At 64.6% G+C, this 12,186-nt stretch carries 15 protein-coding genes; 14 read left to right on the top strand and 1 reads right to left on the bottom strand.

Annotated elements, in window-relative coordinates:
• Window positions 1-118 precede the first annotated feature (118 nt).
• Window positions 119-337: a hypothetical protein gene (locus tag DK391_RS21045; RefSeq protein WP_109479917.1), complete on the bottom strand. Its 219-nt coding sequence runs from the start codon at window positions 335-337 to the stop codon at window positions 119-121.
• 499 nt (window positions 338-836) lie between these two features.
• Here DK391_RS21045 and DK391_RS21040 point away from each other — a divergent pair, with 499 nt between their 5' ends.
• From DK391_RS21040 to DK391_RS20975, 14 genes are all read left to right on the top strand, one after another.
• Window positions 837-1,082: a hypothetical protein gene (locus tag DK391_RS21040; protein ID WP_109479916.1), complete on the top strand. Its 246-nt coding sequence runs from the start codon at window positions 837-839 to the stop codon at window positions 1,080-1,082.
• Window positions 1,079-1,363: a hypothetical protein gene (locus tag DK391_RS21035; protein WP_109479915.1), complete on the top strand. Its 285-nt coding sequence runs from the start codon at window positions 1,079-1,081 to the stop codon at window positions 1,361-1,363. Before DK391_RS21040 ends, DK391_RS21035 begins: the two co-directional genes overlap by 4 nt.
• A 292-nt stretch (window positions 1,364-1,655) precedes the next feature.
• Window positions 1,656-2,246, top strand: coding sequence for a hypothetical protein (locus tag DK391_RS21030; RefSeq protein WP_109479914.1), 591 nt, complete (start codon window positions 1,656-1,658; stop codon window positions 2,244-2,246).
• Window positions 2,247-2,294: 48 nt separating this feature from the next.
• Entirely contained in the window at window positions 2,295-3,482 is a 1,188-nt protein-coding gene (locus tag DK391_RS21025) for a hypothetical protein (RefSeq protein ID WP_109479913.1), read from the top strand.
• 1,228 nt (window positions 3,483-4,710) lie between these two features.
• Window positions 4,711-4,917 carry a ribbon-helix-helix protein, CopG family gene (locus DK391_RS21020; RefSeq protein ID WP_109479912.1) on the top strand — a complete coding sequence of 69 codons (207 nt, stop codon included), beginning with the start codon at window positions 4,711-4,713 and terminating at the stop codon, window positions 4,915-4,917.
• Complete coding sequence (locus DK391_RS21015; RefSeq protein ID WP_109479911.1) at window positions 4,914-6,137, top strand: hypothetical protein; 1,224 nt, start codon at window positions 4,914-4,916, stop codon at window positions 6,135-6,137. Before DK391_RS21020 ends, DK391_RS21015 begins: the two co-directional genes overlap by 4 nt.
• A gap of 26 nt (window positions 6,138-6,163) precedes the next feature.
• Window positions 6,164-7,093, top strand: coding sequence for a hypothetical protein (locus tag DK391_RS21010; RefSeq protein ID WP_162600880.1), 930 nt, complete (start codon window positions 6,164-6,166; stop codon window positions 7,091-7,093).
• A 125-nt stretch (window positions 7,094-7,218) separates the two neighbouring features.
• Window positions 7,219-7,578, top strand: coding sequence for a hypothetical protein (locus tag DK391_RS21005; protein WP_109479909.1), 360 nt, complete (start codon window positions 7,219-7,221; stop codon window positions 7,576-7,578).
• Window positions 7,579-7,805: 227 nt separating this feature from the next.
• Window positions 7,806-8,396 (top strand): helix-turn-helix domain-containing protein, encoded by a 591-nt coding sequence (locus DK391_RS21000; RefSeq protein WP_109479908.1) that lies wholly within the window; start codon window positions 7,806-7,808, stop codon window positions 8,394-8,396.
• A gap of 161 nt (window positions 8,397-8,557) precedes the next feature.
• Window positions 8,558-9,007 carry a hypothetical protein gene (locus tag DK391_RS20995; RefSeq protein ID WP_109479907.1) on the top strand — a complete coding sequence of 150 codons (450 nt, stop codon included), beginning with the start codon at window positions 8,558-8,560 and terminating at the stop codon, window positions 9,005-9,007.
• 12 nt (window positions 9,008-9,019) lie between these two features.
• On the top strand, window positions 9,020-9,565 hold the full coding sequence (locus DK391_RS20990; protein ID WP_109479906.1) for a DUF5710 domain-containing protein: 546 nt from the start codon (window positions 9,020-9,022) through the stop codon (window positions 9,563-9,565).
• A gap of 307 nt (window positions 9,566-9,872) precedes the next feature.
• Entirely contained in the window at window positions 9,873-10,106 is a 234-nt protein-coding gene (locus DK391_RS20985; protein ID WP_162600879.1) for a hypothetical protein, read from the top strand.
• 550 nt (window positions 10,107-10,656) lie between these two features.
• Window positions 10,657-11,163 carry a DUF6876 family protein gene (locus DK391_RS20980; protein ID WP_239482899.1) on the top strand — a complete coding sequence of 169 codons (507 nt, stop codon included), beginning with the start codon at window positions 10,657-10,659 and terminating at the stop codon, window positions 11,161-11,163.
• A 64-nt stretch (window positions 11,164-11,227) separates the two neighbouring features.
• Complete coding sequence (locus DK391_RS20975; RefSeq protein WP_109479904.1) at window positions 11,228-11,659, top strand: hypothetical protein; 432 nt, start codon at window positions 11,228-11,230, stop codon at window positions 11,657-11,659.
• The last annotated feature ends 527 nt before the right edge of the window (window positions 11,660-12,186 follow it).

Genomic DNA, 12,186 nt, shown 5'->3' with positions numbered 1-12,186 from the left:
CGCTTCAGGTCAAACTAGCGGTTCTGCGAACGAGCGCAAGAGCCCGGAGGCTCTGTACGCTAGATTTTTCGTAACCGCCCGTAACGGGGTGCGTTGCACCTGATGGCGGTGTGAAAAATCAGTAGGCGAAGTTGGCGGTCCGGTCCAGACCGTGGCTCTTCAACGCAATCACGCTGCGTTGGCGGGCTTTGCGCAGGTCCACGTTGCGCGAGCGCGTGCCGTGCTCGACGGCGTGACGGGCGAGCCCGTGCGCGCGGCGCAGAAGAGGGATGTGGTCCTCGACGTTCGCTTCGGTCATCGAACGGGAAAGGCTGCTCATGAGGGCGATGGTGCGCATGGTGTCTCACTCCTTTGGGTGCCCCTCGTGCGGGGGCGATGAACCACGGTAACTCGACCCCGGAGGAAATCAACCGCTCCGGTGAAATATATTTGCGTTCCCGCGGAACGCGATCGGGAGGTGCTGTTGCACCTGACGGAAAGGCGGTTCGCCGGTGCCCGGCGCTGCTCGCCGCAGGGCGTTCCGGGTCGCCACCCCTGCGCTGCACCGACCTCATGCCCGACCAAACCGGGACCTTGGCACCTTCGTCGGCCCGTTCAAGGCGCGTTGAACCGGGTGGTCGTTCGCTGCGCGCTCGCCTGCCCGCACCACTTCCCCGCTTGATTCCTTGACCGCTCCTCCGCTCGGCGCCGGGCAGGACCCGGGTCGGACATGAGGAAAACGGTGCAGCACACCACCAGGGCACTGGCTCCCCGGAACAAACGGCAAGGTCCAACGCGGGCCGCCACCAGGAGCCGGTGCATGTCAAGGCAAAGCATCACAAAGCAAGGAGAACAGCATGTTTGTCACGCGCGGCTACAAAGGGCATTACATCCACGTCAACGCGCCCGATCGGGGGCAAGAGATCATCGAAGTGCAGATCGTCCACGCCGACGGTGGTTTCGATCTCATCCGGCGCAAGACGTATGCGGGCGCTCAGCGCTTCATCACGAAGCACGTCGAGCAGGTGAAGCAGAAGGCGGTGTTCGCGGCCGGAGGCACCCTCTTCAACGGCAAGGCGGCGGGCGCGGAGGCACGGTCATGATCCGCATCGACCAGGCGACGGATTACCAGCGTTGCACGAACCCCTGGACGTTCGACCGGATCGAGGTCACCGGCTCACGCTTCACGGGCCCGGCGACGGGCACGCACCTACGGGCGGACTTCGACCGCCCCAGCGAACCGGGGGCGATCTCACTGCTCGGCACGTGCTGCTGCGAGTTCCCCGGCGGAGCGAACCTGACGGGGCTCTCGAGCGTTGCGGCGGAGATCCTGGGCTCGGGCGGGTTCTACGGCATGAGGAGTGGTCGACGGCTCAACCTGTGAGGGGCGGTGGGAGAGCGGATCGGGACCGGTCGCTGGCAGGGCTCAGGTGCTTTTGGCCCCGGCCCGGACCCCGCATCGATCGCACCCGGGAAACCAGACGGGGCGGGGCTTTGGCGAACCCGGCGGTGGGTGAGGATGGAAACATCAAACGTCAACACATGATGTTTTGTGTTGATTCTCGCATGACAGCGTCCTACACTTGCCGCGAGCGCCCGGTGGGCGTGGCACTTCACCGCGCTGGGCGAACCGTCCGGCGCATCAACAAGCATCGAAGAAGAAAGGAAGTGAAGCAATGAAAACGCATAAAAAGCAAATCACCGCGGGGTGGCTGGTCGTGATCGGCATGGCGAGCGCGGTACTGGCGGGGTGCAGCAGCGGACCGTCCAAGGGCGATCTCAAGGACGGTCTGGCGGAGTTCTTCAAAGCGAAGCCGCAGGACGTGTGCTGGAACGTCGAGAACAGCGCGGCGGTGCAGTGGCCCATCCGCATCGCGTTGCAGGGCATGGACAAAGGGCAGATTGCGATCCTGAACGGTGTGAAGGCGTCGGGCGTGGCTGACATCACGGAAGCTCCGAACGTGACCGCGTTCGGAACGATGGGCACCGTGCTGACGATCACGCTGACGGAGAAGGGCAAAGACGCCAAGGCATGGGACCCGCAGAAGGGCTTCTGCGTCGGCACGAAGCAGGTGAAGGACGTGACGGAGTTTACGGAACCGGGGAAAGACGGGGAGAACGTGACCGACGTGAAGTTCACCTGGCAACTGGACGACCTGCCGTCCTGGGTGGACCGCAGCAAGTTCCCGGCGATCGTGGGCATGACCGAGCCCGTGGCGGACGAAACGCTGATGCAGAAAACGAACAACGGCTGGCGCGTTCAGTGACGCCAACAGCCATAACAACATGACACCGGAAGCACGAGGGACCAACCCATGAAATCGCTCAACCTTCGGCGCGCGCCCCGCGCGCTCCCCACGCTCAGCGCCATCCTTCTGACCGCAGCACTGTCCGCATGCGGCGGAGGCGGTGGGGGCGGCGGATCCAGCAACAGCGGCTCCGGTTCGACAACGACGACCTCTGGTCAGTCGCTGCTCGACACGTACACCGTCCCGGACACGGTCGCGGCGGAGAAGACGGCGAACTACCCGACGGCGTTCGACGCGAGCAACACGTTCCTGCAATCGAACTGCCAGGTCGCGGGGAAGGCGAGCACGACGGTCTACGTCGGTCCGAACACGCTCGTCTACGCAACGACCGGCGTGTCGGACAAGGCGCAGGCGTTGGCGGCGGACTACGCGGAGCAGTCCATCGCCGCGGTCAAGGCGTACTTCGGCCTGGACACGTCCACGGTCGGGTTCGACGGCACGAAGGTGCAGGTCTGCGCGGACAACACGCTGGGCGCCAGCGTGGGCGACGACAGCACGGGGGTCAGCGGGCAGGGCGCGTTCCACGCGCTCGACGTGATGAGCGCCGATTCGGTCAACTTCGCCGCCCGGTATCCAGGTGCGACGAGCTTGAACGCACCGGTGGGCACCAGTTATTTCGATCTGTATCGACATGAAATGACCCACGTCTACGCGGAGACCGCGGTCGGGTACGTCGCCTCCGGCTCGCTCGAACGGTGGTTCAACGAAGGGCTGGCGACCACGGTCAGCCAGTTGCCCATGCCGTCGAAAGCAACGGTGCTGGGCTACGCGGCGCAGGACTTGATCGTCCCGGTCAGCACCGCGTCCACCGACATGTCGGTCTACCCCGCGTTCGAAGCGACGATCGAAATGATGACGTCATCGGCGGCGGGCGGGCTGAACAACGGCGTGGCATCGATCCCGACGTTCCTGGCGGCGTACAAGCAAGCCGCGATCAGCGCCTGCGCTATTCCCATCCCGAGCGGGTTGACCCCGACGGCAGCGGCGACGGAAGGCGTCCCGGCAGGCTTCGAGAACAGTTGTTACCAGCCGGCGGGCGGCACGTCCACGACGCTGGCCCCGGTCTTCGACACGACGTTCCGGCAGGTGTTTCATGAGGCGGACGGCGTGACCCCGTTGCTGCTGCACACGAGCGATGGCGGAAACTCGCTGGAAGCGACGTTGGCGACCCGGCTGGCAGCGTTCTTGCCCTGATGCTGGCCACGGTCCCGTAAAACGTCAACGAGGCAGGGCAGTACCCACCGCGGCGGCCCTCGGAGAACGCGGTGCGTGTGTTTAACGCGACCCTACGGGGTCGCTTTTTTTTGCGGCTGGGCTTCATGCGGGAAGCGACGGCAGGATCGCGCGGCCGGGAACGGTCGAACCAGGACGCGGCAACACCCGCCGGAGGCGAGGGCACTCAACCCCCCCCGGGGGCACCTGCGGCGAAGGACGGCGGGCGGTGGCGCTGCGCGTCCCGAAACGGCGCCGGAGGCTGGGTCGGGCTCCCGGGCGACCAGGGTGCGAGGCACCTGGCGGGTGCACGCAGATTCATGGAGCATCCCACCCAGTTCCCGCCCCCGGCACATGCTCACCAGCGGGCGGGCAGAACCGGTGGCATCCGGGTCGGTTCCCGCCCATCCGGCTGCAAACCCGACGGCGGGTAGCCGGAAACATCCGACCCAGTTCCCGCACCGGGTGCAGAGCGGGACGACCGCACCACGTCATTCCGGTCCACCGACGGTTCTGCACGCGGATTCATGGGGGCATCGCGCTCACAGCGTTCCAGGCCCGTGGTGACGGCCCCGGTTCGTCGCCGGCAGGCGGGTACGGGGTAGAGTGCCCAGCGGCGATAGCCGCCCAGGTTTTGGGGTTCCCCGAAGGGATTCGGTTGAACCGGGGACCGCTGAGAGCAAAGCGATCATTTCCACTTCCGGTGGGTTCGGGTGAACCGCCCCACAGGCGGGTTCACCCAAGAACCCCCAACGTGATTCCTCTAGAGTTTTACTAAAGAGCTATCAGCAGGGGTGCGCGCCCGAAGGGCGCACCCTGCTTAATAGCTTATATACTTAAGGGGCGCTGGAACGCCCGTCTGACAAGGCTTTCCGGGGTGTCCGCATCCCACTCGGTTCCCGCTTTCATCCCACCCAGTTCCCGGGTCCATCCCACTCGGTTCCCGCCCTGCGCGACGTGGTTTTATGACACCCGCATGAGCCTAGCCCCATCAATCAGCGTGCAGTACAAGATGGCCAACGGACCCGCACCGAGCGGCATGTAAAGTTTTTGCTACCAAAAACTTGACGGCCACCTGATCTCGAGTTTTACTGATCTCAGAGCGCAACACGCTGCGCGCAACGTTCACGATGGGCCTGCTGCGGCAGGCCAAGACCGACGCCCTTCGGACTAAACCCCGAAGGGCGTTTTTCGTTTACCGGAGACCATCATGGCCACCACCCACGTCCGACACAACCGCGAGACCGAACAGGTCAACATCAGGCTCGAGCCCTTCGTGCTCGCAAAGCTCGACGAGATGGCTGCGGCGCGCTCAACAACGCGAAGCGACGTTTTCCGGACGCTGTTGGCGGCATGGATGCGTGACCCGTCCTCGGTCACGGTGGGGTTCCCGGTGAACAACGGGAGCGAACAATGATCCGCCGCCCCTCACCGTTCCAGTATGTACCGAAGCCGGTCACCCAGACCGATGTGCCCGAACCGATGACCCCCGAGATCGTCGAGGTCGAGACGAACGAGACGTCGGCTGACATGCACCGCGCCGTCACGACCATCGACCCCCGCCAAGGCAAGCGCGTGACGAACGGTGGCGAAGAGACCGTCGCCTGGCCTTCGCCGTTCGTGCCCAACGCGTTCCTGCGCTTCTCCCTGTTCGGCGCACAGCGGGAGCGCATGACGGCCGACAAGATCTTCCCGCGCCGCTCGAAGTCGGTAGCGGACCGCTTCCTGGTCGCGGAAACGCCGCATTACCGTATCGAGTACGAAGGCGCAGAGGCGTTGAACTCCGATGATCTGATCGTGCTGCTGGTCTGCCTGGCGGTCGCACGCAATGCGGGAGACATGGGGGCGTACGTTCCAATCTCCCTCAGCGAGTGCAACCGCTACCTGTGGAAGTCGAAGAGCGGCAAGAACATCCACCTGTTCCGGCAGTCCCTCGAACGGCTCTACAAGGGGTTCATCAAGATCACGGTGGACGGCGTGGGGATCAAACGTCAGCGCTTTCTCGCGAACTACGACAACGACGACACCGATCCCAACAACCCGGTTTACTGGATTCGGATTGACAAGGACATGGCGCCGCTGTTTCAAGCCGACGCAACGGAAATCGACGTGGTGGGGATGGCGCACCAGCAGCAATACCTTGCGCGGTGGCTCTGGTCGTTCTACTCGACGCACGATGGCAAGAAGGACTACGCCGTCAGCGAACTGCAGCAACTGAGCGGGTCGTCCTACCTGCCGTTGTTCAAGTTCCGGGCGAAGCTCCGGGACGCCATGAAGGAGTTGATGGACACGAAAACGATCACGAACGAGAAAGGCGAGGAGCGCTCCATCCGGGCATTGTTCGCCAACGGCACCGCGATCACGAAGGACGACATGCTCCACGTCGTGAAGGCACGTCGGTCGATGATGATCGGTCCGGCAAAACCGGCGGACGCGGCGGCGATCGTTGTGCAGCCAGCAACCCGCCAGGCTGCTCCTGCGCGCGTATCGCCCCGGAGCGCACCGAGCGTCCCGTTCGTGGGCGACGAGGTGGACCCGTTCACGAAGCGAGCCCCGCAGGCACAACAAGGGGACCGCGATACGCGGTCCCCGGCGGAGAAAGCCGCAGCCCGTCAACGGGCGTTCGTCGCCCTCTGATCAACGGCCCTTCGGGGCCGTTTTTCATGCGTCACGCATCGCGCAACTTTTTGCGTGTTTCCCGCAACATTTTTCCGACGAACGGCGTTCGAATCGTCTTGTCCTGGACAGGTGCTGTCGTGCACACTGTTCCCGCCAATAACAACGACCGAACGGGTATGGACTTTCCTAGCTTTCTCCCCCGGATCCAGCCGGGTACAGACGACATCACCCCACGCCACCTGGGACGCTACGAACGGTTGGATTACGAGTTAGGTGATGCGCAAGACCTGATCACCCTGCTCACGTGGCGGTTCGTTGAAAAACCGCAAACCGAGGGCGACCCACCACCGGATCGCACGGGGTATCCCGACCTCGTTCTGAGCGACGATATGGTCGAGCATTGGCGCTGGTGGATGAGGCACAACTCGCACGACGAGCGCCCGATCGTGACGCGGCGCGAGATCATCGACCCTCGCGCGACGCAGATCCGCACGCTCGTCGTCAACTGGCCGTTCTCGTCCGGGAAGCACCACCCGATCGGCATCTTGAAGAAGATCAAGTGGGGCACGCTGATCGCGCAGATTTTTTCCGGCGTCTTGCAGGGCTACGGCGGTGGCAGTCCGGCCGATGCGTTCAAACAGATCACCGACCTCTTTGGCGCGTTCGACGTTGCACTGACGAACTTATCGCACCGCGAGGCGGCGGTCCTGACCATCGCGGACGGGTTCAAGTCCCCGGAATGGACGCAGCGCTGGCTGACGCGGTGCAACCAACTGCTGGCAACGTGGAGCGGCCCCAACGAAGACCTCCGGATGGAGCGACAGGAGTTTTTCGACACGCTGCAAGCCCTTATCGCTCGAGGCATCGAGGTCGAAACGGGCCAGCCGTCGCTGCTCACAGCGTCGGACGTAATCGGCATCCTGGACATCGCGAAGATTCGGATTCGCCCGATGATCCTGTTGATGAACTGGTGACGTTGCACCTTCGGCGACGACGCTAGAACGCAAATATTTTCGTCGATCCCGTTTGACTCCGCGCATGGACCTGGTAGTACATAGGTATGCCCCGGCCGCTAGAGCCGGGCACCAAGGAGACCACCATGAGCCTGTTCAAACTTTTCTCGATGTCCACGCTGGCGCTCGCCGCCGGCACCGCCCCCCTGACCGGCACGGCGAACGGGAGCACCCCGTTCACCGTCCCGACCTCCATCGCCTCGGTCCAGCAGGACGCTGAGGCGATGTGCGAGCGGGTTCCGAACGCAGCGGTCAACGTCGGGCTCCCGGCGCTCGCGGACAACCTCTCGACCGGCTGCGCAAGCGCGGTGCGGGAGGTGAACTCGAAGCTTGCAGCGGGGCTGGGCGATGGCGGCAGCGCGCTGGTGCTCCCGCAGAATGGTCAGCCCATTCTCGTCCGCGTCGCGCAGATGGCGCAGGGCATCGGCGCCCGTCTCCGTCAGTAAGGCGATGGGGTGCAAGGCACCCTGGGGCCCGGCGACACCCCCCGGAGGGGCGCACCGGGCGAGGACAGGGAGCCGCAAGGCTCCCATCCGCTTTTGAGGGGTTGCACGGTCCCGGGACACCTCCTCCGGAGGCTCAGGCGCCCCCGCTTCGCGCCGTCCCGAGGCGAGGCTTGTGTTCCGTCGCACGGGCGGTATGGTGGACCTCCAACGCCACTCAGGAGACCACCATGACCATCACCGATTCCACGATCGCGCAGGGCGATAGCGTGTCCAACGACCCGGACGAACTGCTCACCGTGATCGAAGCCGCTCAAACCTTGGGGGTCTCCGCGTCGCACCTCAACACGCTGCTCGTCGAGGGATGGATTCCCAGCGCATGGCGAACAGACGAGGGGATGCGTGCGCGTCTGGTCCGACGCGGGGATCTGGAGACCTATCGCGCGACGTTGCACCAGCGCATGACGGTCGAGGAGGTTCGACGTGCATTGGGGCTCCACACGCACGCCGGCGTGATGAAGCTCGTCAGAAGCGGTCACCTCAAGACGTTGCCCCTGACGGAGCACCGGCGGAGCAAAATCGCGTTTGCCCGCCCGGACGTCGAAAAGCTCGCCGACCAGCGCGCGCAGGAGGAGGCGGAGCACCGGCGCAAATACGACGAGAACCGTCCGGCGCTGATCGCCGTGCTCGAGCGCTGGCCACAGCAGCCGTACGACGGCGTGGCGCGCTCCCAGGCGGGTGGACGGGTCTACCAGGCGAAGAACGCGAAGGAGACGAACGGAAGCCCCATCGGGCTCCCGGCGCACTGGCGGGTCTTCTGACCTCGACGTGCAGCGCTTCGGCGCGGTCGCCGACCAACGCCCTCCACGGAGGGCGTTTTTTTTAGAGGTTTGTGGGTGCAAAACACCCTGATCGTGTTGACTCCCGGCGCCAGCCTGGTATTCGGAAGGGACAGCAACCCAACCCTCAGGAGGACACCACCATGGCACGCATCACGACCGTCTACAAAGGCACCTTGCAATCGCTTGGGCAGGGCATGAGGAACCAGCGGGGCTACACCGTCCGGGCGATCACCAAAATCGGGGATCGTGAGATCAAGGACCTGCGGTATTCGGCCTACCTCGCGGACTTCATCGACGACAGCGTGGGCGACGAGGTCGAGCTTGGCGTCTGTCGGTACCTCGGCGGTCCGGAGGTCATCGGCGTCCGGTTCCCGGACGGCACGGTGCGACGCGACACCGGTTCGATGCCGTTCCTGCTGGGCTTTTACGCGGTGTTCGGTTTCCTGTTCTTCTTGTGCGCCATGGGTTTTCCGCGCTCGGGGCTTTTCGTGACGATGCTCCCGACGCTTTTCCTGGCGTGGAAGGCGCGCAAACCGTTCAAGGGGCTGCGTCTGGCGCGCACGTTCAAACCGACGGTTCAACAGGAGTGACGGGGTCGCCGCATGTCGATGATCGCGCTCAACGTTCCCTACAGTGAGAAGGACCAGGCGAAACGGCTCGGGGCGCAGTGGGACCCCGTCGCCCGCGAATGGAAGATCGACAGCGGCAAGCTCATCGACTGGAAACGACGCGTGGTCCGTGAACCCTTCCAGCGCTGGCTCTACGGCAACCCGGTGGGCTTCGTGGACCGATTCGAGCGGGACTGGTTGCGCGGCATCGAAGCGGCGAAGGAAAAGGCTCGAATCGACGGCGAACGCCAGGCGTGGGCATCGCGCGCACCACGTGCGACGACCCCGGAAGGGGTGCTCCGGTTGATGGGCTTCACCACGTTTCGACCGTATCGCACAGGCGTCTACGACGAAAACTGGCGATTCGAACACTGGGAGTGGTGCTTCAACGACGAGAAGCACCTCTGCTACTGCGACGACCGGGACGACGGCCCGATCTGGCGCTCCGCTCGTCAGAACTGCCCCTTCGTGTCCCAGGCGGAGCAGGACCTCGTCCTCGACGCGGTGGTGAGGCATGGGTGGACCGGCTACGGCGCGTAGACCGTTCTTCAGGCATCGCTCGACTACGACCTGTTTTCGCAAACGCTCACCGCTCTGGTGGGCGTTCCCCATGCAGGTTTGTTGCCAACCCTCCCGTTCCTCTGCGCTGCTGGGGTGGTCCGCCTTGTGTGAACGACGACGTGTAGCTCCCCGTGTCCCTGATGGGTGCAAGGCACCCGCTGGCGCGCGGTGTCCTCTCCCGATCCCTGCGGGCGTGCGGCATCCGGCACCGACCTGGCACCCGGGCCACGGCTCGCTGATTCCACGTCATGGCGGCTCCACCGAGCAGCGCAACAGGAGAAACAGCATGGCGTACTACCTTCGAATGGGCAACGACTACCTCACCGACGCGGTGAAGCACACGACCAAGGCGGACGCGATCGCAGCGTTCCGCAAAACGAACGAGGAACTTGACCGCTTCGGCAACTCCCCGCTGGAAGCGTCGATCCACATCGCAACGTCGAAGGACGATCTCGCTGAATACCCCGATTTCGTCCTCGCCATGGGTCCGCGCGGCGGCGTCAAGGTCGAACGCGCGTGAGCGCGGCGCCCACCCTCGGGTGGGCGTGACCCTCACCCTGCGGGAAACCCAAACCCGGACAGGCGGGCACGCACCCGCAGACACCTTCGGTGGCTCGGGCGGGCACCTGGGTGATCAGGTGCGTTTCACCCTGCCGCGCGAGCAGGCTGCGCGAAGCGGCGTGCCAGGGGAGCGCAAGCGACCCCAATGGGGTTGTCACCCCATCCCGGCAACACCCACGTCAACGCCATCGAGCACCCCGGGAAGGCGTACAGGCACCCGCGGCGTCACCGCGGCGTGGTGGGTTCACCCGTGATGCCGTGCGTCCCCATCCTCGTCACGTTCCACCTGCTGGGTGGTCCGCCTTGTTCTTCGACGTGTAGCTCAACCCGTCCCTGATGGGGTCAAGGAATCGCGCGCTCGTTGTCTCACCCGTTCCCCTCTCTCCCTCTGGTCGATCGGCGCGTGCGGCTTGCACCAACGTCCATGACCCCGGTCCAGGTCTCGCTCATCCCACGCCGAGGCGGCTCCACAGAGCAGGTGCAACGAAACCGACGAGGAGGGCAAGACCATGACGCACAGCATCGAACCCACCACGTACGGCGCACAACCGCGCAGTTCCTCGCGCCCCGAGGCTCACCGCAAAGCAGGTGAGAACACCTCGAACACATCAACCCTGAAGGAGAGCAAGACCATGAGCGAATCGACGATCGACGCACTGACCTTGGCGCAGTTCACCGGCACCGAGAACTATTACAACCTGGGCATTTTGCTGCGCGACGCGCTGGCGACGGACGGCGTTCATTACCTGATGCAAAACGGGCTGGCTTGGCTGGTCACGGATGCCCTGGCGGTCATCGTGCTGCGTGCAGAACACGACGGGTTTTTCATGGTCGAGTTCACCCCGCGTGATGACGGATCGGGCGAACTGGTGATCGGCGCCGGCAACGGCCCGGTCATTCACCGCCAGGTCTACACCTCGCATTCCTACCCCCTCAGCAAGCCCCTTCGCATGTTCGCGGAATACGGCGAAGTCGTGAAACCGCGTTGGATCCTGCTCCTCGCGAGCGAGCACTGATCGAACCACCGCCCCGGACGCTACGGTTTCCGGGGCTCCTCTTCCCCAACATCGGAGCATGAGCATGGACCGCACCCCCTACATCGCAACGCGCAACACCCCGTCGAACAAGACCTATTCTCAACCGGTCTACCGTGACCACCCGGCTGCAGCGGTTCCCCTGACGGGCGAGTTCACGCTCACGTCGGACGAAGCCCTGTACATCCTCGGCGTCGCGGCGCAGGCGCGCGCGAACCATTTCGATTGGGTGAAGTTGATGGACGCACGAACGATCTGGATCGGTTACGACCAGAACCCGGCCGGCGGCTTCACCGAGCGCCGCACGAAGACGGTACCGCAGGACGCGGGAATCATGGTGTCGGCGGACAACTTCCACATTCAGGGTCGCCAGTTCAACGACGGCCCGCTGCTCAAAACGATGCACATCCGGCTGGACGACCTGGTCCGCGACTTCGCGCTGGTGCCCCGTCCGACCGACGAACGCAAGGCAGCGTGATGCACACCCGGTACGGTCCCGCACCGTGCTGAGCCGATCGACGCCCACCTCACGGTGGGCGTTTGACTTCTGGGGCGCTCCTGGCATTCGTACGCCGGGAGATCGGGGGAATCATCCGATCCGTACAAAGGGAGGAGACCAACCCAGATGCCCGCCATCGAGACCGAGCGGTTCACCGCTCGGTTTTCTGTCGCCTCCCGCGATTCGCGCTCGACGCCGACATCGTGCGTGAATCCCGCCCGTGTCGATCAACGGCAGGTCCAACGGCAACACCCGAAGGCATCCCCTTCACCGCGGCGCTCTTCGCCACGGTCGTGCTGATCGAAGCTCGTTGGTTCACGGTCCGCTTCCGCCCGGGGGTCTGCTGCTCCGTTTCGCCTTAACCGACGGATAGGACCGGCCCACCCACTGTCCAGGGCAAGGGGTTCGCTTCGCGCTTCCTCTCCCGTTCCCGTCCTCCTACGTCGTCCGCGCGTGCGGCATCCGGTGAGCCCCCTGGCCCTCGTGGGCGTTCTGTCCTGTTTATC

It is taken from the genome of Paraburkholderia sp. C35 (genome assembly GCF_003121405.1).
GTDB lineage: Bacteria > Pseudomonadota > Gammaproteobacteria > Burkholderiales > Burkholderiaceae > Paraburkholderia.
Note: the sequence above shows the minus strand (reverse complement) of the source record. Positions and strands in the feature narration are given on the sequence as shown.

Coding starts and splice junctions, on each gene's coding strand:
- DK391_RS21045 (WP_109479917.1), bottom strand. CDS start 337: ATGCGCACCATCGCCCTCATGAGCAGCCTTTCCCGTTCGATGACCGAA.
- DK391_RS21040 (WP_109479916.1), top strand. CDS start 837: ATGTTTGTCACGCGCGGCTACAAAGGGCATTACATCCACGTCAACGCG.
- DK391_RS21035 (WP_109479915.1), top strand. CDS start 1,079: ATGATCCGCATCGACCAGGCGACGGATTACCAGCGTTGCACGAACCCC.
- DK391_RS21030 (WP_109479914.1), top strand. CDS start 1,656: ATGAAAACGCATAAAAAGCAAATCACCGCGGGGTGGCTGGTCGTGATC.
- DK391_RS21025 (WP_109479913.1), top strand. CDS start 2,295: ATGAAATCGCTCAACCTTCGGCGCGCGCCCCGCGCGCTCCCCACGCTC.
- DK391_RS21020 (WP_109479912.1), top strand. CDS start 4,711: ATGGCCACCACCCACGTCCGACACAACCGCGAGACCGAACAGGTCAAC.
- DK391_RS21015 (WP_109479911.1), top strand. CDS start 4,914: ATGATCCGCCGCCCCTCACCGTTCCAGTATGTACCGAAGCCGGTCACC.
- DK391_RS21010 (WP_162600880.1), top strand. CDS start 6,164: ATGCGTCACGCATCGCGCAACTTTTTGCGTGTTTCCCGCAACATTTTT.
- DK391_RS21005 (WP_109479909.1), top strand. CDS start 7,219: ATGAGCCTGTTCAAACTTTTCTCGATGTCCACGCTGGCGCTCGCCGCC.
- DK391_RS21000 (WP_109479908.1), top strand. CDS start 7,806: ATGACCATCACCGATTCCACGATCGCGCAGGGCGATAGCGTGTCCAAC.
- DK391_RS20995 (WP_109479907.1), top strand. CDS start 8,558: ATGGCACGCATCACGACCGTCTACAAAGGCACCTTGCAATCGCTTGGG.
- DK391_RS20990 (WP_109479906.1), top strand. CDS start 9,020: ATGTCGATGATCGCGCTCAACGTTCCCTACAGTGAGAAGGACCAGGCG.
- DK391_RS20985 (WP_162600879.1), top strand. CDS start 9,873: ATGGCGTACTACCTTCGAATGGGCAACGACTACCTCACCGACGCGGTG.
- DK391_RS20980 (WP_239482899.1), top strand. CDS start 10,657: ATGACGCACAGCATCGAACCCACCACGTACGGCGCACAACCGCGCAGT.
- DK391_RS20975 (WP_109479904.1), top strand. CDS start 11,228: ATGGACCGCACCCCCTACATCGCAACGCGCAACACCCCGTCGAACAAG.